At 65.9% G+C, this 24343-nt stretch carries 22 protein-coding genes, 1 tRNA gene and 1 pseudogene; 5 read left to right on the top strand and 19 right to left on the bottom strand.

Annotated features, from left to right (window positions below; all coding sequences use genetic code 11):
- Positions 1-84 precede the first annotated feature (84 nt).
- The 4 genes and pseudogenes from M3O59_RS11410 to M3O59_RS11395 form a co-directional block, all read right to left on the bottom strand.
- Positions 85-161, bottom strand: a tRNA-Pro gene (locus tag M3O59_RS11410).
- Between the two features lie 59 nt (positions 162-220).
- A complete protein-coding gene (gene cydX / locus M3O59_RS11405) occupies positions 221-331 on the bottom strand; it encodes a cytochrome bd-I oxidase subunit CydX (protein WP_064633622.1) in 111 nt (36 codons plus the stop codon).
- 86 nt (positions 332-417) lie between these two features.
- Positions 418-1569: pseudogene (cydB, locus tag M3O59_RS11400) on the bottom strand (cytochrome d ubiquinol oxidase subunit II).
- Between the two features lie 17 nt (positions 1570-1586).
- Positions 1587-3209: a cytochrome ubiquinol oxidase subunit I gene (locus M3O59_RS11395; RefSeq protein WP_116904922.1), complete on the bottom strand. Its 1623-nt coding sequence runs from the start codon at positions 3207-3209 to the stop codon at positions 1587-1589.
- 151 nt (positions 3210-3360) lie between these two features.
- Between M3O59_RS11395 and cydD the strand changes: the two genes are divergently transcribed.
- Together cydD and cydC are read left to right on the top strand one after the other, a co-directional pair.
- A complete protein-coding gene (gene cydD / locus M3O59_RS11390) occupies positions 3361-5097 on the top strand; it encodes a thiol reductant ABC exporter subunit CydD (RefSeq protein WP_116904921.1) in 1737 nt (578 codons plus the stop codon).
- Positions 5094-6779, top strand: a complete 1686-nt coding sequence (gene cydC, locus M3O59_RS11385) for a thiol reductant ABC exporter subunit CydC (RefSeq protein ID WP_116904920.1) — start codon at positions 5094-5096, stop codon at positions 6777-6779. Before cydD ends, cydC begins: the two co-directional genes overlap by 4 nt.
- 64 nt (positions 6780-6843) lie before the next feature.
- On the opposite strand, the gene M3O59_RS11380 is transcribed toward cydC, so the two are convergent.
- From M3O59_RS11380 to ccmA, 11 genes are all read right to left on the bottom strand, one after another.
- A complete protein-coding gene (locus tag M3O59_RS11380; protein WP_116904919.1) occupies positions 6844-7467 on the bottom strand; it encodes a DUF1294 domain-containing protein in 624 nt (207 codons plus the stop codon).
- Positions 7468-7614: 147 nt separating this feature from the next.
- Positions 7615-8817: a homoserine O-acetyltransferase MetX gene (gene metX, locus M3O59_RS11375; protein WP_116904918.1), complete on the bottom strand. Its 1203-nt coding sequence runs from the start codon at positions 8815-8817 to the stop codon at positions 7615-7617.
- Positions 8818-9343: 526 nt separating this feature from the next.
- Positions 9344-10366 (bottom strand): tetratricopeptide repeat protein, encoded by a 1023-nt coding sequence (locus tag M3O59_RS11370; RefSeq protein WP_181920428.1) that lies wholly within the window; start codon positions 10364-10366, stop codon positions 9344-9346.
- Positions 10366-10800, bottom strand: coding sequence for a cytochrome c-type biogenesis protein (locus M3O59_RS11365; RefSeq protein ID WP_064633445.1), 435 nt, complete (start codon positions 10798-10800; stop codon positions 10366-10368). The genes M3O59_RS11370 and M3O59_RS11365 overlap by 1 nt, the downstream gene beginning before the upstream one ends.
- Positions 10797-11399, bottom strand: coding sequence for a DsbE family thiol:disulfide interchange protein (locus tag M3O59_RS11360; protein WP_116904916.1), 603 nt, complete (start codon positions 11397-11399; stop codon positions 10797-10799). The genes M3O59_RS11365 and M3O59_RS11360 overlap by 4 nt, the downstream gene beginning before the upstream one ends.
- Entirely contained in the window at positions 11392-13329 is a 1938-nt protein-coding gene (locus M3O59_RS11355; protein WP_249045071.1) for a heme lyase CcmF/NrfE family subunit, read from the bottom strand. The genes M3O59_RS11360 and M3O59_RS11355 overlap by 8 nt, the downstream gene beginning before the upstream one ends.
- Before the next feature lie 282 nt (positions 13330-13611).
- Positions 13612-14070, bottom strand: a complete 459-nt coding sequence (gene ccmE, locus M3O59_RS11350) for a cytochrome c maturation protein CcmE (RefSeq protein ID WP_064633457.1) — start codon at positions 14068-14070, stop codon at positions 13612-13614.
- Entirely contained in the window at positions 14067-14237 is a 171-nt protein-coding gene (locus M3O59_RS11345; RefSeq protein ID WP_064633460.1) for a heme exporter protein CcmD, read from the bottom strand. Before M3O59_RS11345 ends, ccmE begins: the two co-directional genes overlap by 4 nt.
- Complete coding sequence (gene ccmC, locus M3O59_RS11340) at positions 14234-14983, bottom strand: heme ABC transporter permease CcmC (RefSeq protein WP_116904914.1); 750 nt, start codon at positions 14981-14983, stop codon at positions 14234-14236. Before ccmC ends, M3O59_RS11345 begins: the two co-directional genes overlap by 4 nt.
- Before the next feature lie 94 nt (positions 14984-15077).
- The gene (gene ccmB / locus M3O59_RS11335; protein ID WP_064633467.1) at positions 15078-15773 is read right to left on the bottom strand and encodes a heme exporter protein CcmB; all 696 of its coding nucleotides are present in this window, start codon (positions 15771-15773) and stop codon (positions 15078-15080) included.
- Positions 15770-16414, bottom strand: coding sequence for a heme ABC exporter ATP-binding protein CcmA (gene ccmA / locus M3O59_RS11330; RefSeq protein WP_116904913.1), 645 nt, complete (start codon positions 16412-16414; stop codon positions 15770-15772). The genes ccmB and ccmA overlap by 4 nt, the downstream gene beginning before the upstream one ends.
- Before the next feature lie 226 nt (positions 16415-16640).
- Here ccmA and M3O59_RS11325 point away from each other — a divergent pair, with 226 nt between their 5' ends.
- Positions 16641-17789 (top strand): pyridoxal phosphate-dependent aminotransferase, encoded by a 1149-nt coding sequence (locus M3O59_RS11325; RefSeq protein ID WP_116904912.1) that lies wholly within the window; start codon positions 16641-16643, stop codon positions 17787-17789.
- Between the two features lie 147 nt (positions 17790-17936).
- Positions 17937-18740: an amidohydrolase gene (locus M3O59_RS11320; RefSeq protein WP_064633474.1), complete on the top strand. Its 804-nt coding sequence runs from the start codon at positions 17937-17939 to the stop codon at positions 18738-18740.
- A gap of 83 nt (positions 18741-18823) precedes the next feature.
- Here the strand turns inward: M3O59_RS11320 and M3O59_RS11315 are convergent, their stop codons facing one another.
- On the bottom strand, positions 18824-19594 hold the full coding sequence (locus M3O59_RS11315; protein ID WP_249046868.1) for a glutaminyl-peptide cyclotransferase: 771 nt from the start codon (positions 19592-19594) through the stop codon (positions 18824-18826).
- A 162-nt stretch (positions 19595-19756) separates the two neighbouring features.
- Between M3O59_RS11315 and M3O59_RS11310 the strand changes: the two genes are divergently transcribed.
- A complete protein-coding gene (locus M3O59_RS11310) occupies positions 19757-20194 on the top strand; it encodes a hypothetical protein (RefSeq protein ID WP_064633481.1) in 438 nt (145 codons plus the stop codon).
- Between the two features lie 190 nt (positions 20195-20384).
- Here M3O59_RS11310 and M3O59_RS11305 read toward each other — a convergent pair whose 3' ends face one another.
- From M3O59_RS11305 to M3O59_RS11295, 3 genes are read right to left on the bottom strand one after another with little or no spacing between them, the layout of a single operon-like run.
- Positions 20385-22049 (bottom strand): pseudouridine synthase, encoded by a 1665-nt coding sequence (locus M3O59_RS11305; protein WP_116904910.1) that lies wholly within the window; start codon positions 22047-22049, stop codon positions 20385-20387.
- Positions 22042-23250 (bottom strand): SMC-Scp complex subunit ScpB, encoded by a 1209-nt coding sequence (scpB, locus tag M3O59_RS11300; RefSeq protein ID WP_181920427.1) that lies wholly within the window; start codon positions 23248-23250, stop codon positions 22042-22044. Before scpB ends, M3O59_RS11305 begins: the two co-directional genes overlap by 8 nt.
- A 13-nt stretch (positions 23251-23263) precedes the next feature.
- Entirely contained in the window at positions 23264-24169 is a 906-nt protein-coding gene (locus tag M3O59_RS11295; protein ID WP_064633490.1) for a segregation and condensation protein A, read from the bottom strand.
- Between the last annotated feature and the right edge of the window lie 174 nt (positions 24170-24343).

Raw genomic sequence — 24343 nt, 5'->3', positions numbered from 1 at the left:
GACAGACCACCCGCGCCACGCACATGTGTGCGGCGACGCCTGAAAACACAAAACCGGCACGAGGCCGGTTTTGTGTTTTGAAACTGGTCGGGGAGACAGGATTCGAACCTGCGACCTCTACGTCCCGAACGTAGCGCTCTACCAGACTGAGCTACACCCCGAAGGAGCCGCGTATGTTACATAGGGAATGCCGAATCGGCAAGCATCTGATGAAATTATTTTACTGCGGCGGTTCGTCGCGCTCGGGCTCGCGCGCTTCGAACCACATGCCGTTGAGCACTGCAGCCAGTGCGGCCAGGCCGGTGCCCAGGATCCATGCGAAATACCACATCGGTGTGCTCCTCAAATCGTTGAACAAGGTCAGGGTGAAGCGCTGCGGCAACGCCATTGCATGCGTTGCCGTTGCGGCCGCTGCGCTCAGTAGGCGTTGGGATTGGCAGTGACCTCATCGTCGCTGACCTTGCCCCTGAGCACGCGATAGACCCAGCTGGTGTACGCCAGCACGATGGGCATGAACACGGCGGTGGCCAACAACATGATCCACAAGGTGAGACGGCTGCTGGAGGCATCTCACAGGGTCAGGCTCATGCTCGGTGCAGTGGAGGAGGGCAGCAGGAACGGGAACAACGCAAAGCCCACGGTGAACACGATGCCGACGATGGCGCTGCCGGAGGCAATGAAGGCCAGGCCGCCGCGTCGCACGCGTAACAACACCGCGCTCATCGCAAGCCCGATCAGGCCTACCAGCGGCGCAATCAGCGTAGCCGGCATGCTGTTGTAGTTGTGCAACCAGCCGCCGGCAGCGGTGAGTGCGGCGGTCTTGCCGAGCGGGTTGGTTGCCGCATCGCTCGCCAGTACCGAGGTCACCGCATAGCCGGGCAGGCCAAGCGTTACCCACGCACCGCCCGCCGCAAACAACGCCACCGCACACATCGCGGCGATGCTGCCAAAACGCGCCGCGCGCTCGGCCACCGGACCATCGGTCCTGAGCACCAGCATCGCGGCGCCATGCGCGAGCAGCATCGCTACGCTCAGCAAACCGGCGAGCAAGGCAAATGGTGTCAGCAGCCCGAATAGGTTGCCGGTGTAGAACGTGCGCATGCTGTCGTCGAAGTGGAACGGCACACCGAGCAGCACGTTGCCGACCGCCACGCCCATGATCAGCGCTGGAATGAAACCACCGACGAACAGCGCCCAGTCCCAATTGCTGCGCCAGCGCGGGCTCACCAGTTTGTCGCGGAACTTGAAACCCACCGGGCGCAGGATCAGCGCGAACAAAATCAGGAACATCGCCAGATAGAACCCGGAGAAGCTCACCGCATATAGCGGCGGGAATGCAGCGAAGATCGCGCCGCCGCCCAGGATCAACCACACCTGGTTGCCTTCCCAGACCGGGCCGACGATGTTGATCACCAACCGGCGCTCGGCATCGGTGTTGGCCACGAACGGCAGCAATGCGCCCACGCCCAGATCGAAGCCGCCCATCACCGCGTAGCCAGACAGCAGCACGCCGAGCAGCAGCCACCAGATCACGCGCAGGGTGGTGTAATCGAGCAATACGAAATCCATGATGTCTCTCCTTACGCTTACGGTGCGCTGCCGGCCACGGCACCCGAACTCAACGGTGCGTGACTCGACGGGGCGTGCGCTTGTGAGGTGCCGGGCGACGCGCTGGGTGGGGTTGGCGGGAACAACGCCTCCGGGCCCTTGTTGATGGTCTTCAGCGACAACTTGATCGCGATCACCAGCAACGTCGTGTACAGCGCGGTGAAGCCCACCAGCGTCAGCACGATCTCGTACAGATCCAGGCCGGAGGCAGCGTAGAACGTGGGCAATACGCCTTCCACCGCCCACGGCTGGCGGCCGTATTCGGCCACGAACCACCCGCATTCGATCGCAATCCACGGCAGCGGCAGCGTCCACAGTGCCAAGGTCAGGAACCAGCGTTTGTCCTGGAAGTTGTGCTTGCACGCAAACCAGAAGGCGACGGCGAAGAACACGATGAGATAGATGCCGATGGCGGCCATGATGCGGAAGGTCCAGAACAACGGCAGTACGCGCGGCACCGTGTCCATCGTGGCCTGGGCGATCTGCTCCGGCGCGGCGTTGCCGATGTCGTCGCGGTAGCGCTTGAGCAACAGGCCGTGGCCCAGATCCTGCCAATGCGCATCGAAGACCTCACGCGCTTCGGCATCGTCTTTGTCGGTGCGGATGCGTTGCAGTGCGCCGTAGGCGATCTGGCCGCCGCGGATGCGGTGTTCGGCACGGCCCACCAACTCGAGAATCCCCGGGATCGGCTCATCCAGCGAACGAGTGGCGATCAGGCCCATCAGGTACGGAATCTTGATGGCGTAGTCGTTGCGATGGGTGGTCTGGTTGGGAATGCCGAACGCGGTGAAGTCGGCCGGTGCGGCTTCGGTCTCCCACATGGCTTCGATTGCCGCCAGCTTCATCTTCTGGTGTTCGTTGGCGGCGTAGCCGCTCTCGTCGCCCAGCACCACCACCGACAGCGACGACAATAGACCGAACGCGGCGGCCACCGCGAACGAGCGCCGCGCCATCTCCACATGCTTGCCGCGCAGCAGGTAGCACGCGCTGATCGACATCACGAACACCGCGCCCAGCACGTAGCCGGCGCTGACGGTGTGCACGAACTTGGCCTGTGCCACCGGGTTGAACAGCACCGCCACGAAATCCACCACTTCCATGCGCATGGTGTCCGGGTTGAACACCGCGCCGGCCGGGTTCTGCATCCAGCCGTTGGCGATCAGGACCCATAGCGCCGAGAAGTTGCTGCCCAGCGCCACCAGCCAGGTGGTGACCAGGTGCTGCACCTTGCTCAGGCGGTTCCAGCCAAGGAAAAACAGGCCCAGGAACGTGGCTTCCAGAAAGAACGCCATCAGCCCTTCGATCGCCAGCGGCGCGCCGAAAATGTCGCCCACGTAATGGCTGTAGTACGACCAGTTCATGCCGAACTCGAACTCCATCACGATGCCGGTGCCGACACCCATGGCGAAGTTGATGCCGAACAGCACGCCCCAGAACATGGTCATGCGCCGCCAGATCTGCTTGCCGGTCATGACGTAGACGCTTTCCATGATGCCGAGCAGGAACGATAGGCCCAGGGTCAGCGATGGAAAGATGAAGTGGTACATCGCGGTGACTGCGAACTGCAGCCGCGACAGTTCGACAACTGTCGAGTCGATCATGGCGGGTGGGCCTGGTTGAGTGTCGGTAAGGAACGTGGCGATCATCTGCCGTTGCCGCGCCGCGCGCGTTGATCCAAATCAATGCGGCCCTGAACGGGTGCGTCACACTGTCCATCCCCCACCGCGAGGCGACGACTTACAATCGCCTGTAATGCGCAGCCTCCAAAAGAGCGACGTGAGCCAGCCCAACGTGCAAGCCAGCGAAACGCCCGCCGAGCGCCGTCAACGCAGCCAATGGCTGGATGCGCTTGCCGCACCGGCCACGCGTGCGCGGCGGCTTGCGGGCGTGGCGGTGGCGTTATCGGGGGTGTTGCTGCTCGTGCAATCGGCGGCGATTGCCTGGCTGGTGGAGGCAGTACTGGTGCAGCACCTGGCAGTGGCGCAGTTGCGTCACGTGGGCGTGGGGCTGCTGATCGCACTGCTGGGGCGGGCGATGCTCAATGCCTGGGCGCAAGCACTGACCGGTGAAGTGGCCGATGTGGCCAGGCACGCAGTGCGCGCACGCATCGCACGACGGCTGGTGCAGCACGGGCCGTTATGGCTGCGCCGGCAACGCAGCGGCGAGCTGGGCGAACTGAGCCTGGCGCACACCGACGCGCTGGAAGGCTATTTCGTCGGCTATCAGCTCGCACGTACCGAAATGCTGTTGGTGCCCCCACTGATCCTGATCGCGGTGTTTTCGGTCGATTGGGTGGTCGGGCTGGTGTTGTTGCTGACCGCACCGCTCATTCCGTTCTTCATGATGCTGGTGGGGTGGGGCGCCGAGGCCGCAGGCCGCGAACAATTGGGCGAGCTGGCACGCATGGGCGGGCATTTTGCCGACCGCCTCAAAGGCCTGGGCCTGCTCCGCGTATACGGCCGCGGCCAGGCCGAATTGCAGGGCATTGCCGCCGCCGCCGAAGGCGTGCGCGAGCGCTCGCTGAAGGTTTTGCGCATCGCGTTCCTCTCGTCGACCGTGCTGGAATTCTTCGCCTCGGTGAGCGTGGCGATCGTGGCGCTGTACTTCGGCCTGAGTTACCTGGGCATGCTCAATGTGCACGGTTTGCCGTCACTGGGTGCGGGCATGTTCTGCCTGCTGTTGGCACCGGAATTCTTCGCGCCGCTGCGGCGCCTGGCCGCGCATTACCACGACCGCGCAAACGCCCTGGCTGCGGTGGCCGAGGCCGAGCGGCTGCTGCAAGGTTTCGAGCCACCTGCCGCTGCGCCCGCCGCGGCGCCCCCTTCGCGCGCGCTGGAACCGGCACAAGCGCACGCGCCCCTGCTACAGGCGCGTGGACTGGCACTGCGTCCTGCCGGCGCACCGCAGGTGGTGGTGGAGAATTTTGCGGTGACGCTGGAGCCCGGGCAGCGCGTTGCAGTGATCGGCGCCAGCGGCAGTGGCAAGAGCACGCTGCTGGAAGGGCTGGCCGGTTGGCTCGCACCGGAGACGGGCAGTGTGGTGCTGCGCCCGGGGGCGCGCATCGGCTATGCCACGCAGCGGCCGTACCTGTTTCACGGCAGCATTGCCGACAACCTGCGCCTGGCCGACCCGCAGGCCAGCGACGCGCGCCTGCACGCGGTGGCCGAGGCGGCGCAGGTGCTGCGCTTTGCCGCGCAGCTGCCGGCTGGGTTGGACACGGTGATCGGCGAGCGCGGATTTGGCCTCTCCGGTGGCGAAGCGCGCCGTGTGGCCCTGGCGCGGCTGTTGTTGCGCCAGCCGGACCTGTTGCTGCTGGACGAGCCCACTGCCTTTCTCGACCCGGACACCGAAGCGGACTTGCTGCGCACGCTAGGCGTGTTCGCACGCGGACGCGCGGTGATGCTGGCCACCCACAGTGCTGCGGTGATGCGTTGGGCCGACACGGTGATCGATCTGCGCGGCGCGACCGTGACGGCGGGCATGCCATGAACGACGCACGCCACGATCGTCTGCGCGATGTGTTTCGTCGGCATGCCTGGCGGCTGCTGTTGTCGGCGGTGTTGGTGCTGCTCACCATGCTGGCGGGCGTCGGCCTGCTGGGGCTGTCCGGCAGCTTTCTGACCGCAGCGGCCCTGGCAGGCGTGGCCGGCATGGGCACCGGCTTCAATTTCTTCTCGCCGTCGGCCGGCATCCGCGCCCTGACCTTCGCGCGTATCGCCTCGCGCTACGGCGAAAAATTGATCGGGCACGATGCCACCCTGCGCATTGCCCGCGATCTGCGGGTGTGGTTCTTCCGGCGCGCCTTGCCGCTGGCGCCGGGGCGATTGTCGGCCACCCGGACCGGCGACCTGCTGGCGCGGCTGATGTCCGATATCGCCGAGGTCGATGGCCTCAGCGTGCGCGCATTGGCACCGCTGTCCGCCTTGCTCGGCATCTGGCTGGCCGGTGTTGCCGCCGCTGCACTGATCTATCTGCCAGCTGCGTGGTTGTTGCTGGTGCTCGGCGTGCTGATCGGCGGGTTGGTGCCGTGGCAGGTGGCACGCGGCGGCGCGCAGCGCGAACAGTTGCGCGCGCAGCAGCGCACCGCACTGCGCACACAGGCGTTCGAAGGCCTGGAAGGCGCGGCCGATCTTGCTGCGGTGGATGCGCAAGGCGCCTGGCTGCAGCAGGTCGACGTCGCCGCCGCTGCAGTAGTCGACGGCGATCGCATCCAGCGCAGACGGCTGATCGCCGGCAACCTGCTGCATGCGGTGTGTGGCGGAATGGGGCTGGCCGGCATGCTGTGGCTCGCCCTCGGTGCTGCCGAGCGCGGGCTGATCGCCGCCGAGCTGGCGGCAGGCCTGGTGTTCCTGACCATGGCACTGCTGGAGGTCTGGGCCGGTGCCGGGCTGGCACTGCAGTGGCTGCAAAGCGCACGCGTTGCGGCCAGGCGCCTGCAGGCCATTGTCGACCAAGCGCCGTCGGTCAGCGATCCGGCGCGCGCGATCGATGTGCCGCGCACTGGCACGCTGCAATTGCAGCAGGTGTCGTTTGCCTGGCCCGGTAGCGTGCGCCCGGTGCTGCATGCGCTCGATCTGACAGTGGTGCCGGGCGAGCGCATCGCCATCAGCGGCGACAGCGGCAGCGGCAAAAGTACGCTGTCTGCGCTGTTGCTGCGGCTGTGGGACCCGCAGGCCGGGCAGGTGAGCTACGCCGGTATCGACCTGCGCAACGTCGCGCAGACCCAGTGGCATCAACGCATCGCCTGGCTGCCGCAGAACGCGCCGGTGTTCGCCGGCAGCGTGCGCGAGAACCTCATCATCGGCGATGCCGCTGCCGACGATGCCGCTCTGTGGCAGGTGCTGGAACAGGTGCGGCTAAGCACATGGGCCAGCACACACAAAGGCCTGGATACCTGGGTTGGCGAAAACGGCGCCACGCTGTCTGCCGGCCAGGCGCGCCGCCTCGCACTCGCACGCGCGTTGTTGCGTAATGCCCCGATCCTGCTGCTCGATGAGCCCACCGACGGCCTGGACGTGGACACCGCCCACGCGCTGCTGCTGGACCTTGCCGCCGCACTCGGCGAACGCAGCCTGGTGCTGATCACCCACGACGCGCTACCGCCCGGCGTGGTGCAGCGGCATTACCGAATGCGTGCGGGGAGGTTGGAATTACCGAATCAGAATGCGTAGCGAACCCCTGCGTCCATTCGAGGCGCGCCCGAAAAAATCGTGCCGAATGCTTGGCGGCGCGTTGTCAGCGCTCCCAATCGAATAACACCGGGAGCCAGGCCATCACATCGGTTTCGGTTACCGCCAGCACCAACGCACTGACATTCAGCACGACCGTGATCCAGAACGTCATTTGAAACGCAGCCTTGCTGCACTTGTGGCGGAAGATTTCCTGTGCCAGCAACGCACCCGGCCAGCCACCGAGCAGACCCAAAAGATGCAGGCGGGCTTCCGGTGTGCGCCGTTGATCGCGTTGCGCGGCCGACTTGTCCATCGCATAGATCAATAGCGTGACCAGGCTGGCCGCCGCGTACCAGAGCGGCACGATAACCGGTACCACGTGCAGTACAGTGGCGGCCGCCAACGCCAGCATCGACAACGCAGCCAGCGTTTTGCGCGGCAACCCGCTGCGACGCTGCTCGGTTCTGGCGGCCGTGGTGCGGTCTGCCCACCGCACTTGGGTTGCGTTCAGACGTTTTTGTGCATCGCGCTCGATCGCGTAAGTGATGATCTCGCCTTCGCGCGGGCGCCGTGCCTGCTGCGCAAACGCGCTGATGTGCACGAACGCGCGGTCGCCGCCGCCATTGGGCGTGACGAAGCCAAAGCCCTTGTGATCATTCCAGTCGCTGAGACGTCCCTGATAGCGCATTCGCATTCTTCTGGTAAATGGTGCGGGTAGTCGATGTGGCTACACGTGCAGATGGTCGATGGCAGCAGCTCGCAAGCCGGCTGTGAGTATCGGCATAGTTCGGTGAAACTCGCCGATATCAGCAACGCAAAGTCACACCGAACGCGCTCAACAGCCCTGCAGAAAATGACGCACCGCCGGGCCAAAGCGAGCGAAGTCGACCAGGAACGCATCGTGGCCTTGTGGCGAATCCAGGCCGATGAAGTGTGCATCCGCGCCGCCGGCACGCAGGCCGTCGGCGATCTGTTCCTGCTGCTGCACCGGGAACAGGATGTCGGTATTGGCACCGATGGCCAGCGCACGCGCGATGCGGATCTGCGCCAGACCGGCGAGTACGGTGGCCTCGGTCGAGACACCGGCCTCCGGTTTGACGGCGGCGGGCAGGGCGGCTGTCTGGGTGCTGTCGCTGCTGCCGTGGCGAGTCGAACCGTGGTCGACATATTCGGCCAGATCGAACCAGTCCATCGAGCGGCTCAGATACAGATAGCAGTTGGGGTCGAAGAAGCGCACGAACCGGCGCGCATGGCCTTCCAGATAGCTTTCCACCTGGAATTCCAGCCCGAACGGGTCGTCGACGGCCTGCTCGGAATCCAGCCGCACGCGGCCGAAACGGCCGTCCCATTCCAACGCCGAGCGATAGGTGATCACGCCGAGCTTGCGCGCCATGCGCATGCCCGATTCCGGGTAGTGCGCGTCGTCGTACTGGCCGCTGTTCCAGTGCGGATCCAGCCGGATCGCCTCGCGCTGCAGCGAGCGGATCGCGATGGAAAACGGCAATGCCTGCGCACTGCCGGAGATATTGATATGGCTGTGCGCGAGACCCGGGTGCCGCAGCAGCAACGCCAACGCGGTCATGCCGCCCATCGAATTACCGATCAGGCAGGCCAGTTGCGCGATGCCCAACGCGCGCACCACGTCCGCGGCGGCATCGGCTACATCTTCGATCGACAATTCCGGGAAGCTCAGGCGATACGGCGCGCCGGTGGCAGGGTCGATCGATGCCGGGCCGGTCGAACCCTTGCAACTGCCCAGTGAATTGACGCAGACCACGAACCAGCGCGTGGTATCGATCGGCTTGCCCGGCCCCACCATCGCGTCCCACCAACCCGGCTCGGGATTGGCCTGGTTGGCAGCAGCGTGCGCGTTCGGCGACAGGCCGGTGACGATCAGCACCGCGTTGCTGCGATCTGCGGCGAGCGTGCCCCATGTCTCGTACGCCACGCGTGCCTGATGCAGCACGCCACCGCGTTTCATCCGAAACGGCGAGGGCAGGGCATGGAACAGCGTGCCGGGAGGAATGAATTCAGTCATGTTGCAATTCTATCTGCCATGGCCGGCGCCGGGTGCAGGAGGGGAGTGGGAAGCTGGGGGGAATCGGGAATCGATTTGAGCCCTTGTGTTGTGTGATGTTCTCTTCAAAGCCTTGGAGATGTTCTCTTCAAACCCTTGGATTGCGGCTTGGTTGCAGGGCCGTTGCCCGCCCACCATCGCAGGACACGCCGTGAATCCGTCCCTGGAGGCTCTGGCGCGGCATCCATGCCGCTCAAGGTCCCGCGACGGTGAGCGGGCAAGGGCCAGTCACGATGGTCGTTGCGCAGAGCTTTCAATAAAACCGCCAGCCAACTGTCTGGTGCGTTGATTCGTTCTTCAATAAACCACCAGCCAACTGTCTGGTGCGGTGCCCTTGCCGCTTGCGGGACCGTTGGCGGCATGGATGCCGCCAACGAGCCACCATGGACGGGTTAACGGCGTGTCCCGCGAGCGGTGAGGGCACCGCGCACGCGAGATGACTAAGCCTTTGACTCTAGCCAACGCGCCAAGAAACGTTGGTGAGCCATCAGCGACCGATCACCAGCTCTACCGGCGCGCCCGCTGGCAGTTCAACCACTGCCGGCATGCTCTCGACGTCATCCGCCTGGCGCATTGCGTTGCCACTGCGTGACAGCCGGGCCAGCACCTGCACCTTGTCCAGCGACGACAGCGTGCGGGTCGGCATCGGGCTGTCGCCATCGTCCAGGGTGATGGTCAATGGCAGCTCGCTGAGCGTGTGTTTTTCCACCGCGACCGGCATCGGTGTGTGGGCCGCGCGCGCAATCACGAAGACACTCGTATCGCCGGGTAACCCCGCGCGCTTGGCGAATTCGGCGTCCAACGTCACGCGCACCTGGATGCGTTTGGCGCTGGCGGCATTTGCTGCATCGGCGGCAGAGGCTACCGGTGCCTGGATCGGCGCAAGCTTGGCTTCCTGTCGCGCGGCGTTGATCTGTTCGAGCAGGCCGGGGCGGGTATCGGAGTCGACCACGCTCAGCAGCGGCTCCCAGGTTGCGCTGGCCTGCGCCGGTTGACCGGCCTGGCGTTGCACCACCCCCAGGAACCAGCGTGCGCGTTGATGGTCCGGCTGCACCACCAGCGCATGTTCGAGCAGGCGCATGGCCTGCGGATCGGGGCGGCCGCTATCGTCGGCGAGCATGCGCGCCTGTGCCGCGGCGACCAGCACGTCCGGCTCGTCAGGGCGCAAGGCAACCGCGCGTGCGAAGGCATCGCGTGCCTCGGCGAATTTCTGCTGGCTGGACAGTGAGCGCCCCAGCAACACCCAACCTTCGGCCTGCTCGGGATTGCTTGCCAGTGCGGCGCGCAGTTGCACGATGGCTTCATCCAGCGAGCGTGGCGTGGCAGGGCGATTGGTTGGCTGCTCGATCGCGCCCGGCGTGCCGACCAACCAGTACAACGCTCCGCTTGCAGCCAGCAGCAGCACCGCCACGCTTGCGGCCAGCCCGCGTGCCTCGCGCCACAGCGGGCGCAACACCACCCCGAAGGCAAGCAGCGCAACCACGATCAGCGCGATGACAAAGCCGGCCATCACCACTCCTGCTCATCGGCCGGCAATGCGGGCGCAGCCACGCTGCGTCTGCGCACCACCAGCACCACCGCGCCTGCGCCCAGCAGCAATACCAGCAGCGGGCCGAACCACAATAGCCAGGTACGCGATTCCACGCGCGGGCGGTAGAGCACGAATTCGCCGTAGCGCGCGACCAGGAACTGACGGATCTGCGCATCGCTGCGGCCTTCGTGCATCAGTGCCAGCACTTCGCGACGCAGGTCCTGGGCGATCTGCGCATTGGAATCGGCCAGCGACTGGTTCTGGCACTGCACGCACCGCAATTCGGCGGTCAACGCATGAAAACGCGCTTCTTCGTCGGCCGATGCATAGCGCAGCGGCGCCGGGTCGCCAGCCGGCTGGGCCAATGCCAGCCAGGGCAACAACAGCAGCAATAGCAGCCAGGCGCGCGTCATTGCTTGGCGTGCAGGTCCGGTGCGGCAGTGGGCGAGCGCTCGATCTTGCTCAGCATCGGAATCAGCTGGGTATCGATGATGGATTGGGTGAGCATGCCGCTGTACTTCCAGCGCACCACGCCGCGCCCGTCCACCAGAAAGGTTTCCGGCGCCGCCGCAATACCGAAGTCGATTGCGGTACGCCCATCCTTGTCGGCCACCACCAGCAGATACGGATTGCCGAGTTGTTCCAGCCAGCGCAGCGCATCGGCGCGCTCGTCCTTCCAGTTGTAGCCGATCACGCGCACGCGCTTGGTCAGCGCGAAGCGGCTTAGTACCGGGTGCTCTTCGCGGCAGGCCGGGCACCAGCTGCCCCACACATTGATGATGTACGGCGCACCGCGCAGTTCGCGCGCATGCACCACGATACTGGGGTCGTGCAGCAGCGGCAGCGCGAACTCCGGCGCCGGCTTGCCGATCAGGGCCGAGGGCAGGGCATCGCGATCGTCGTGACCGGAGCGCACCACCGCATAGACCAGCAGTGCTGCCAGGGCGAGCAGCAGCACGATGGCGCCCACGAGGACCGCAGTGGGCAGGCGGGGCGAACGTGACTCAACCATCTTGGATCTCCGGAGAACGACGAAAACGCCGGTCGGCCGCGGTCACCAGGCCACCGAGCGCCATCAGCAGCGCTCCCAGCCAGATCCAGCGGACGAACGGTTTGAGGTGCACGCGCACCGCCCAGGCCTGATTGCCCAGCGGTTCGCCAAGGGCGACATACAGGTCGCCGAACGGGCCGGGGCGGATCGCCGCCTCGGTGAGTGTTTGTCCGCCGCTGGCGTAGCGGCGTTTTTCCGCATGCAGCACGCCCACTGGCGCATCGTCCTTGAACACCTGCAGGTTGGCACGGTCGGAGACGTAATTGGGCCCGCGGAGTTCTTCGACGGTATCGAAGTGCAGCGCGTAGCGGCCGATCTGCACCTGCTGCCCGGGCGCCAACGCAACTTCGCGTTGCAGGCTCAGTGCCTCCACCAGCAATGCACCGGACAGGAATACCGCAACGCCCAGATGCGCCAGCACCATGCCCAGCATTTCGGCGGTGACCTTGCGCCCCTTGGCCGCGCGCCTAGTCCACAAGAACCGCACGGTGCCAAGCAACACCCAGGCTGCACCGGCAACACCGAGCGCGGCTTTCCAGTGCCCCTGCGGCGCGGCGAACCAGGCCAGCACGCCCGCCGCCAGCGCCAGAGCTGCCCACGGCGCCAGCAGTGCCAACGGCCGCGAGGCCTGTTCGCGCTGCCAGCGGGTGAGCGGGCCGAACGGCAGCAGTGCCACCAGCGGCGCCATCAACACCACGAACAAGGTGCCGAAATAGGGAGGGCCAACCGACAATTTGCCCAGGCCCAACGCATCGGCCAGCAGCGGATACAACGTGCCCAGCAGCACCATTGCGCAGGCACAAGTGAGCAACAGGTTGTTCAACAGCAACAAGGTTTCGCGCGAGCTGCCGGCAAACGCGCGGCGCGGATCGTCACCGAGCGACAGGCGCGGCGCGCGCAGCGCATACAGCAGCAACGAGCCGCCGACCACCGCGAGCAGAAACACCAGGATGAACAGCCCGCGCGCCGGGTCGGCGGCGAACGAATGCACGCTAGTGAGCACGCCCGAGCGCACCAGGAAGGTACCCAGCAGCGACAGCGCGAAAGCGGCGATCGCCAGCAGCAGGGTCCAGCTGGCGAAGCTGCCGCGCTTTTCGGTCACCGCCTGCGAATGCAGCAATGCGGTACCCACCAGCCACGGCATGAAACTGGCGTTTTCCACCGGGTCCCAGAACCACCAGCCACCCCAGCCCAGCTCGTAATACGCCCACCAGCTACCGAGTGCGATCCCGACGGTGAGCATCGACCAGGCGATATTGGTCCATGGCCGCGTCCAGCGCAGCCAGCGTGCATCCATGCGGCCTTCCAGCAGCGCAGCAATGGCGAACGCGAACGGCACCGCAAAGCCGACGTAGCCGCAATACAGCATCGGCGGGTGGATGATCAGCCCCGGGTCCTGCAGCAGCGGATTGAGGTCGCCACCTTCCAGCGGCACCGGAAACAGCCGCGCAAACGGATTGGAGGTAAACAGCAGAAACGCCAGGAAACCAATGCTCACCACCGCCATCACCCCGAGCACGCGCGCGATGACATGCGCGGGCAGCTGCCGCGACCAGATCGCCACCGCGCCGGTCCACAACGCCAGCACCAGCGTCCACAGCAGCAGCGAGCCTTCGTGCGCGCCCCACACCGCCGAGTAGCGATACATCACCGGCAGCAGGCTGTTGGAATTCTCGGCGACATAGCGCACCGAAAAATCCTGCACCAGGAACGCATGCGTCAACACCGCGAAGGCCGCAGCGATCAACGCCAGCTGCACCAATGCCGCCGGCCGCGCCACCGCCATCCAGCTGCTGCGCCCGCGCTGTGCACCGGCCAACGGCACCACGGCTTGCACCAGTGCCACCAGCAAGGCGAGCACCAGCAGGAAAGTACCGAGCTCAGGAAGCATGGGAGAAAAGCGAGAGCCGGGACTGGGGACCGGGGACCGGGGAACCGGGAGGAGCAGTGCTTCCGGCGCGGCCGAGACGCATGCGAGGAGCTACGGCCGTCAGGTCTCTGTCGGCGCTAAAGCACTTTTGCCGGGTCCCGGTTCCCCGGTCCCCGGTCCCGACATCCGCCAAGCCGGGATTTCCGCGACGCACGCGCAAGAACACGTCTGCGTGGCCGGGATCGCGCTTTTCCCGGTTCCCCGTTTCCGGTTCCCCGATCCCGACATCCATGGTGTTGCCACTCACTGCATCACCTTGCCCGGCTCCACCTGATGCTTGCGATGTGCGCTGCCCATCTTGTCGGCCACTTCTTTGGGCATATAGGTTTCGTCGTGTTTGGCCAGCACATCTTCGGCCACGAACACGCCTTGCTGCATGCGGCCGGTGGCGACCACCGCCTGACCTTCGCGAAACAGGTCCGGCAGGATGCGGTCGTAACGTACCGGTAGTTGCGCGTCGCCATCGGTAACGCGGAACTGCGCCTCCAGCGAACCGGAGGCACGTGTGAACGAGCCTTTTTCGACCATGCCGCCAAGCCGAAAACGCGCGTGCGCGCCGGCATCGCCACGCAATACTTCCGACGGGGTGTACAGATAGGCCACGTTGCGCTGCAAGGCCATCGCCACCAGCGTGGTTGCCAGCCCGCCGGCCAGCACCAGTGCCAGCACCAGCCACAGGCGGCGGCGACGTTGCGGGTTCATCGGGTCAGCTCCGCATCGCTGGGCACCGCGCGCTTGCGCTCACGCAGGCGGCGCGCCTGGGCAACCTTCAAGGCGCGACGCACCTGCCAGCGGCCGGCGATCAGATCCCACAGCAGCACCAGCACGAACACCGCATAGGCGGCGATGACGTAGGGCAGATAGCTCATGCCGCGCCCTCGGCATCGCGCACGATCCAGGCCTTGCCGGCCTCGCGGCGCAGGTTGTCGGCGCGCGCGCGCGTCAACAGCGAACCGGCAAACCAGAACTTGGTGCCGATCACCATCAGCCAAAGCGGCAGCAGCATGCTCGCATCGATGGTCGAGGGGCCGAGCAGGCGGACGCTCTGGCCCTGATGCAGCGAATTCCACCACACCACCGAATAACGGATCACCGGCAGCAACGCCACCCCGACGATCGCCAGCAGCGCTGCCGCGCGTGCAGCCTGGCGGCGGTCGTCGATGGCGTGGTACAGGCCGATCACGCCCAGATACAAGAACAGCAGAATCAACTCAGTGGTCAGGCGCGGGTCCCAATCCCACCAGGCGCCCCACATCGGCTTGCCCCAGATACTGCCGGTCAGCAGCGTGATCACGGTAAACGCCGCGCCGATCGGCGCGCACGCCATGGCCAAAATCTCGCACACCTTGATGCGCCAGATCAGCGCGATTGCTGCATACAGCGCCATCAGCCCGAACACGAACAGGCTCATCCACGCACTCGGCACATGGATATAGAGAATGCGAAAGCTGTCGCCCTGCTGGTAATCCGCCGGCACCGCGAACAAGGCCTGCCAGATGCCCACGCCCAGCAGCAACGCGGCCAACGCGTAGCACCAGGGCGCCCAGCGCGCAGTAAAACGGTCGAAGATCGGGGGCGATGCGAGTTGGTGGAACCAGCGGACGACGACGTTCATGCAATGGCAGTAGCCTTATGAGTGGCATTGGCTCTCGAAACAGCAACAACACGTTGTGCGGGGCGTGCTATCGACAATGCATCGACTGCAGCACTCAGCTCAACGAAATGCGGATCGCGGCCGCCGCAGCCAGCGGTGCCAGGACCACGCCGATCACCAGTCCGGCGCCCAACAACAACAACGCACCCACCGCATCCTGCCCTTGTCCGCTTGCCGCCACGCTGCCTGCACCGAACACCAGCACCGGCACATACAGCGGTAACGCCAGCAACGCCACCAGAATACCAGAGCGTTTCATCGTCACCGTCAGTGCCGCAACCACGGCGCCGAGCAGGCTCAAAAGCGGTGTACCCAGCGCCAACGATGCCAGCAGCACCGGCAGTTGGTCATGCGGCAGGTGCAGCAATTCACCCAGCAGCGGCGTCACTGCAATCAGCGGCAGCGCACTGGTGGCCCAATGCAGCAGCACACGCACCGCGATCAACCAGGCCAGCGGCACCGGCGCCAGCAACCATTGCTCCATCGAGCCGTCTTCCACATCGCTGCGGAACAGCGCATCCAGCGACAGCAGCCCGGCCAGCAGCACCGACAACCACAGCACTGCGGGCGCGGCCTGCGCCAGCAGGTCCGGCCGCCCGCCCAGGCCCAGCGCAAACAGCACCACGATCAGCAGCGCGAACAGGGCCGGCTGTAGCGCATCGCTGCGGCGGCGCCACAGCAGTTGCAGGTCGCGACCAAGCAACGCGCGTGCGGCCTGCCACAGCGAGGGTTGCGGCGAATGCGTGCTCATGCCGCCGCCTCCAGGGTGAGCATGCGGGTGCGCACCGGTGGCGCTGCATACGCACCGTGGGTGGTGACCAGCGCTGCGCCACCGCCGCGCAAGTGTGCGGAGATCATCCGGTTGACCAGGGTGATGCCGTCCAGATCCAGGTTGGCGTAGGGCTCATCCAGCAGCCACAGCGGCGCCGGCGACAGCCACAGCCGCGCCAGCGCCAGCCGTTTACGTTGCCCGGCCGACAACTGCCGCACCAGCGCATCTTCATACCCGGCCAGGCCGACGATGGCCAGCGCGCTGCCGGGCATCTGCTTGGCGCGACGGCCATGCAGGCCGCACAGGAAGTGCAGGTTTTCCAGGGTGCTGAGGTCGGCCTTCAGGCCGGGCAGGTGGCCCAGGTAGGCCATGAAGCGGCTGCGGTCGCCACGCCTGGCGGTCTTGCCATCGATCTGGATCTGCCCACGCTCCACATGCAGCAGGCCGGCCAGCACGCGTAGCAGCGTGGTCTTGCCGGCGCCGTTGTCGCCTTGCACCAGCAACGCTTCGCCGGCATCGACATGGAAATCCAGCGGGCCGAACACCTGCTCCTCGTTGCGGCTGAAGGCCAGGGCGTGCGCCGCCAGCAGCGGTGGCGCGGTGTGCAGCGGTTCGATCATCGGTGCAGCGGGCTCCCGTCGCAGGACGGCATGGGGAAGGACCGGGGCGAGGGCGCACCAGACCGGGCGCGCATTGTAGCGACGATGGTGGCACGCCGGGGACGTAGAAGGCAGCGTTGCAGGCGCCGCGATGGGTCGGGGAACGCTGTTTTGCAGCGTCCGGGCGCACCCGCCTGGCGGCTTTGCGTACACTCGCGGTCCCCCGTTTCTTGTCCGGACAGGCGCCATGCTCCCCACGACCAAGCTGCCCAAGGTGGGCACCACCATCTTCACCGTCATGTCGCAGCTGGCGGCTGAGCACGGGGCGGTCAATCTGGGCCAGGGCTTTCCCGATTTTGCGGTGCCGCAGCGTCTGGTCGAAGAACTCGAACGCGCCATGCGCGCCGGCCACAACCAGTACCCGCCGATGACCGGCGTGGCGGCGCTGCGCCAAGCCATCGCCGGCAAGGCGCAGCGTTGCTACGGCGCGCAGGTCGATGCCGACACCGAGATCACCGTCACCAGCGGTGCCACCGAGGCGATCTTCAACGCCATCCACGCGGTGGTGCGGGCCGGCGAAGAGGTCATCGTGCTGGACCCGGCCTACGACTGCTACGAACCGGCGATCGATCTGGCCGGCGCGCGTGCGGTGCACGTCGCGCTGCACCCGCAGACCTTCGCGGTCGACTGGGATGCGCTACGCGCCGCGATCACGCCGAAGACGCGCCTGTTGATGATCAACTCGCCGCACAACCCCTCCGGCGCGATGCTCTCGGCCGACGACATGCAAACGCTGACCGAGCTGCTGCGCGGCAGCGAGATCTTTCTGCTGTCGGACGAGGTGTACGAGCACATCGTATTCGACGGCCACCGCCACGAATCGGTGCTGCGCTGGCCGGAGTTGCGCGAGCGCGCGTTCGTGATTTCCAGTTTCGGCAAGACCTATCACTGCACTGGCTGGAAGATCGGCTACGCCATCGCACCGCCGGCGCTCACGGCCGAATTCCGCAAGGTGCACCAATACAACACCTTCACCAGTTTCGGCCCGGCCCAGCACGCGTTTGCCGCGATGATCCGCGACGAACCCGAACACGACGAGCAACTGGGCGCCTTCTATCAGGCCAAGCGCGACCGTTTCCGCGAGCAACTGCTGACCACGCGGCTGAGGCCGCTGCCGGTGCCCGGTGGCTACTTCCAGCTGGTGGACTATTCGGCCATCAGCGATCTGCCCGATACCGAATTCGTGACGTGGTTGACGGTGGAGAAGGGCGTGGCCGCGATTCCGCTGTCGCCGTTCTACGAAAACGCACCGGCGGGTCAGCGTTTGGCGCGGCTGTGCTTCGCCAAGAACGATGCAACGTTGGACGCCGCAATCGAGCGTTTGCAGAAGCTCTGACGAGCTGGGAGTCGGGATTGGGGATTGGGGATTGGCAACGGCTGTGCGCCGCTTGTCGCTCCGAATCCATACGAAACCGATAGCACCAAGCCGCCCGACGCCCGCTGTTTCGAATCCCCAATCCCGACTCCCAAATCCCCGCCTCCTATGAACGATCTGCGCATCTCCCTGATCCAAGGCAGCACCCGCTGGCATGACCCGGCCGGCAATCGCGACTATTACGGCGCGTTGCTGGAGCCGTTGGCGGGGCAGACCGATGTGGTGATTCTGCCGGAGACCTTCACCAGCGGGTTTTCCAACGACGCCATCGACAAGGCCGAAGGCATGGACGGGCCGACCGTGGCCTGGGTGCGCGCACAGGCGGCACGGTTGAATGCTGCGGTCACCGGTAGCGTGCAATTGCGCACCGATGCTGGGGTGTTCAATCGGCTGCTGTGGGCCACGCCCGATGGCGCGCTGCAGTATTACGACAAGCGCCACCTGTTCCGCTTCGGCAACGAGCACCTGCGTTATGCGGCCGGGCGCGAGCGGTTGACGGTGGAATGGAAGGGCTGGCGGATCAATCCGCAGGTTTGCTACGACCTGCGTTTTCCGGTGTTCTGTCGCAACCGTTTCGATGTGGAACGCCCGGGGCAGCTGGATTTCGATCTGCAACTGTTCGTGGCCAACTGGCCGTCCGCGCGCGCCTACGCGTGGAAGACGCTGCTGCGCGCCCGTGCGATCGAAAACCTGTGCTTCGTGGCGGCGGTCAACCGTGTCGGTGTCGACGGCAACCAGCTGCATTACGCCGGCGACAGCGCGGTGATCGATTTCCTCGGCCAACCGCAGGTGGAAGTCCGCGAACGCGAACAGGTAATCACCACCACCATCAGTGCAGCCGCACTGGCCGAGCACCGCGCCCGTTTCCCTGCGATGCTGGATGCCGATCAGTTCGAAATTAGGGATGAGTGATTCGGTACTGGCGCAAGCCACTGCCGCGCAGGTGCCAGCGCGCCCGCTTTTGCCAATCCCAAATCTCCAATCCCCAATCCCGGCTACTGATCCAGCGTGATCTCGTAGATCTTCGGCCAGCGCTTCCCGGTGACGAACAGCCGATCGTGCGCGGCGTCGTAGGCGATGCCGTTGAGCACATCGTTGGTCGGATCGGTCAAGGTGTCGGCGTCCGGCACCAGCGCCTTGAGGTCGATCCAGGCGACCACCTTGCCGCTGGCCGGGTCGATCCGTGCGATACGCGTGGTCAGCCAGACATTGGCCAGCAGCTCGCCCTTGACCCATTCCAGCTCGTTGAGGTTGTCCAGCGGCTTGCCGCGTGCGGTGACCTTGATGCTGCCGATCTGCTTCAGGCTGTGCGGATCAAGCCGGCGGATGCTGGCGGAGCCGTCGCTCATGTAGAGCTGGTGGTCGTCGCTGGTCAGCGCCCAGCCCTCGCCGGAATAGCTGAACTGCGTGCGCGGCGCCAGCGTGGACAGATCGTAGACAAAGCCGCGCTGGTTACGCCAGGTCAGCTGGATCAGGCGGTCCTTCCAGGCCACGATGCCTTCGCCATAAAAAGGCGGCGGCGTGTTGGCCTGCTGCAGGACCTTGCCGGTCTCCAACTCCACCTTGCGCACGCTGGATTGGCCCAACTCTCCGGTGCTCTCGTACAGATGCCCGTCGAGATAAAACAGGCCTTCGGTAAAGGCGGCGGTGTCGTGTGGATAGGTCCTGACCACGGTGTAGCCCTGGGTCGGAATCGTCTCGCCGCAGTGGGCGAGGGAGGGCAGCAGCAAGGCGCTGAAGAGCAGTTTGTAAACGGTACGTGGCATGCCGCGATCATCCCACGTCGCGGCTGCAGGCGGCAGCACTGCCGCCACGTGGAGGGAGGTAATACTTCGCTGAACAAATGCACGCGCTGTACTGGCGCCTTGTCACGGCTGCCACATCGGCGCTGCTAGTCTCGCGCCACGTCCACCACTGGCACTGCTCACATGATCAAGTCACTTTCGCTCTTCGCGCTGCTCGGCGCCGCCACGCTGGCTCCGCAGGCGCAGGCCGCCGGCAACATCGATTGCCAGCTGTCGTTCAACTTGTCCGGTTGGTCGGTGTTCTACAAGACCGCCAGCGGCACCGGCACCATCAAGTGCGACAACGGTGCGGTCATTCCGGTCAAGATTTCCAGCAAGGGCGGCGGCCTGACGGTCGGCAAGTCCAAGATCGTCGGCGGCCGCGGCAGTTTCTCCGGTGCTTACAGTCTCAACGACCTGTTCGGCACCTACGCGGCCGCCGAAGCGCATGCCGGCGTGGTGAAGTCCAGCACCGCTCAGGTGGTCACCAAGGGCGACATCTCGCTGGCGTTGGCTGGCACCGGTGAAGGTGTGGACCTGGGTGTGGCGGTCGGCAACTTCGTGATCGAACGCCGCAAGTAAGCACGTGATCCGGCAGCAGCGCTCACTATCGAGCGCTGCTGCCGGCGATCGGCTGCAGGGTGTGAGGCTCGCGAAGACAGGCCTGGCGCAAGACGCCGCTACCGATGCTGCTGCAGTCCCGAATAGCTGCACCGAGCACCACAAAAGACGGCCCTTCGCAGGGCCGTTTTTTTAATGCGCGTGGCGCAACTCAGCGACCGCGATTGCCGCCACCCGGGGGGCGACGATTGCCGCCGCCTGGTGGACGGCCGCCCGGGCCGCGCGGTGCGCCACCCGGGCCGCCGGGACCGCGTGCGCCGCCGCCGGGACCACCAGGGCCACGATTGGCCGAGGCCGGCCCACGGTTACCGCCCGGACCCGGACGCGCGCCGCTCGGACGGCCGGCAGGACGTGCCGCACCGTACGGGCTGAACCCCGGGTTGGCGTGATCGGAGGGGAAGCTCGGTGCATTGCCCGGGTGGCCGTACGGGTGCTTGCGCTGCCCCTGGCCTTGACCCTGCGACTGACCTTGCCCGCCACCACCGGGGCCGCCACGTCCTGGACCGCCCGGCCGTGTGCCACCCGGACCGCCAGCACCCGGACGCGCACCGCCCGGGCCCTTCTTCGCATACGGGCGTGCCTGACCGGTGCCCGGGCCGCTCGGGCCGGCATTGCGGTGGCCGCTCGGGCCGGTGCTCACGCCATCGGGCACATACCAGCTGCGGAACGCGGCCGGATTGCCGTCCGGCAACGCGCCGCGGTCGCCCTTGGCCGGGCCACGCTGCTTGAACGGGCGCTGCTGCGACTGGCGGGCGGCGGCTTCGCCGCTGACCGTCAGGCCACCCTTGAAACCGCCCGGCTTGCCGCGACCGCCGCGGCCGCGATCTTCGCGCAGGTTGTCGAAGCGACGCAGCTCACGGCCTTCGTCGGCACCGGAGGTCTGGCCATTGACGTAGGCATTGCTGCGGCCATCGCGCGAGACATGCACGGTGGACTTGGCGGCGCGGCGCTGGCCGATCACCGGCTGCAGCGTCAGTGCCGACGGCGCGCCTTCTTCCAGCTTGAGTTCGGCGCGCAGGGTTTCCACCTTCTCCTGCGCCACTTCCACCGATTGCCCGCGCAGCAGTTCGCGCGGCAGCGAGATCTTGCCGTAGCGGCTGCGCTTGAGGCGGCTGACCTGGCAGCCCTGCGATTCCCACAGGCGGCGCACTTCGCGGTTGCGGCCTTCCTTGACCACCACGCGGAACCAGTCGTGCGAATCGGTACCGCCGATACGTTCGATCTCGTCGAACTTGGCGCCGCCGTCTTCCAGCAGCACACCGCGCGACAGCCGCTCGATGATGGCGTCGGAGACCTTTTCTTCGCCTTCCGGGGCGCGTACGCGCACCACGTATTCGCGCTCGACCTCGTAGGAGGGGTGCATCATCGCGTTGGCCAACTCACCGTCGGTGGTCAGCAGCAACAGGCCGGTGGTGTTGATGTCCAGGCGGCCGATGGCGATCCAGCGCGAACCCTTCAATGCCGGCAGCGACTCGAACACGGTCGGGCGGCCTTCGGGATCTTCGCGCGTGGTCACTTCGCCTTCGGGCTTGTTGTAGATCAACACGCGCGAGGGCTCGGTCAGCGCGCTGGCCACGAAGCTGCGGCCGTCCAGTTCGATCTTGTCGCCGCTGCGCACCGACATGCCGGTCTGCGCGACGGTGCCATTGACCTTGATCAGGCCATCGGCAATGCGCTGTTCCAGCGCGCGGCGCGAGCCCAGGCCGGCCTGGGCCAGCACCTTGTGCAGGCGCTCTTCCAGCTTGGGCGCTTCGGGCGCGCTGTCGCGCTTGAGGGAGAGCTTGTTCAACGACAGCTTGCGTGGGGTGTCACTCATGTGTCTGGCTCCGGCCGACGCGTTGCGGGTCGGCCTCTGGGTCGGAATCGGCTTCGTCAACAGCCACGGTCGTCGTCGCGACGGCGTTGTCTTCGTCTTCGTTCACTGCATCCGCGCGCGTGCCCGGCGCGGTGTCGGGGTCGCCCTCACGGGCGTTATCTGGGTGTTGGTTGTGCTGGTCGTGCGCCGAGCCATGCTCGGGGTGCTGCGGTATCTGCGCACTCACGGCATCGGTCGCTTCCGTGTCGATCGCAGCGTCGAGAGCGTGGTGTTGCTGGTCCAACCCGGCATCGCTGGCGGGTTCGGGCGCGTGCTGGTCGGCATCGGTGTCGATGGCGGCATCGCGCCCGGTGTTGGCCTGGTGATCGTTTGCCGCTTCGGTGTTGCTGTCCGGGTTCGCCATGGCGTGAGCCTTGGGTGCTTCCGAACCATCCTGCAAATCGCTGGTGTCGCTGTCTTCGGCCTTGGCGTCAGCGGCGGCTTCTGCATCCGCATCCGCATCCGCTTCCGCATCACCAACATCAGCACCGTCGGCAGTTGCATCCGCATCGGCGCCAGCAGCGCCAGCCGCATCGGCATCTGCCTGATCCTGCGCCGCATCCACCGCTGCCGACGCCGGCACCACGCCATCCAGCTGGCCGTCGCGGTCCAGCGGCAGCTGCGGTTCCAGCTCGGCAATGTCTTTCAATTCAGACAATGGCGGCAGCTCGTCCAATCGCTTGAGCCCGAAGTAATCCAGAAAGCCCTTGGTGGTGCCGAACAGCGCCGGCTTGCCGGGCACATCGCGGTGGCCCACCACGCGGATCCACTCGCGTTCTTCCAGGGCCTGGATGATGTTGCTGCTGACCGCCACGCCGCGCACCTGCTCGATCTCGCCGCGGGTGATCGGCTGGCGGTAGGCAATCAAGGCCAACGTTTCCAGCGTGGCGCGGGTGTACTTGGTGCGGCGCTCGGTCCACAGCCGGGCGACCCAGCCATGCACATCGGCCTTGACCTGGAAGCGGAAGCCCGAGGCCACCTCGACCAGTTCCACACCGCGCTCGGCGCAGCCCTCGCGCAGCAGTTCCAGCGCGCGCTCCACGCTGCCGGGCGGCGCGGGTTCTTCTTCCGGAAACAAGCCCTGCAGCTGCGCCAGCGTCAACGGCTGGCTGCTCGCCAACAGGGCGGCTTCGATAATGCGGGTGATCAGCGCTTGATCCATTCGGTGATCGGCTTCAGAGGGGTTCGTTGGCGGCATCGCTGTCGTCGAATTCGCTGGAGAATTGCAACGGCGCATTGGTATTGCCCAACGCCAGCGACTTCACGTAGATCGGCGCCAGCGGCGCTTCCTGCACGATGTCCAGCAACTGCTCCTTGGCCAACTCGAGCAGCGCCAGGAAGGTGACCAGCACGCCGAGCTTGCCTTCTTCGGCAGTGAACAGCGACTCGAAACGGTAGAACTTGCCATCGTCCAGGCGGCTCAGCACATCGCCCATGCGCTGGCGCACGCTCAGCGCCTCGCGCTTGATGGCATGGCCGGTGAACAGCTCGGCGCGCTTGAGCACGTCGTACAGCGCCATCAGCATTTCTTTCAGTTCCACCGGCGGCGGCAGCTTGACCGCGGCGCGCTCCGGCAAATGCACCTGCACCGGCGCGCTGTCGCGGCCCATGCGGGGCAGGGTGTCCAGATCCTCGGCCGCCTGCTTGAAGCGTTCGTATTCCTGCAACCGGCGGACCAGCTCGGCACGCGGGTCGTCCTCTTCGCCTTCCTGGCTGGGAGGGCGCGGCAACAACATGCGCGATTTGATCTCGGCCAGGATCGCGGCCATCACCAGATATTCGGCGGCCAGTTCGAAACGCAGCTCCTGCATCACATTGATGTAGTCCACGTATTGCCGGGTGATCTCGGCGACGGGAATATCCAGGATGTCCAGGTTCTGACGGCGGATCAGGTACAGCAATAGGTCCAGCGGGCCTTCGAAGGCATCCAGGATGACTTCCAGCGCGTCCGGCGGGATATACAGATCCTGCGGGATCTGCAGCACCGGTTGCCCATGCACGACCGCCAGCGGCATTTCCTGCTGCTGTGGCGGCGCGCTCGTGGCTGGCGGAGTCGCGACGTGCGCGAGTTCGGAATTCATCTGGTCGACATCGGGTCTTACGGTCGCCGGCCGCGGTCTTAAGCCGCGCCTGCAGGACTTTGCCTTGAGTTATTGCGATCAATGTCGTGCCCGTGCCGGCACGATCCAACAAATTTACATACGCCAATCGACATGCAAGCAGGCGCCGCGTGGCATGCGGCGACGGAACAGCGA

Source organism: Xanthomonas nasturtii, assembly GCF_023337365.3.
Taxonomy (GTDB): Bacteria; Pseudomonadota; Gammaproteobacteria; order Xanthomonadales; family Xanthomonadaceae; genus Xanthomonas; species Xanthomonas nasturtii.
The sequence above is the reverse complement of the archived record's forward strand: the minus strand, read 5'-3'. Positions and strand labels throughout refer to the sequence as shown.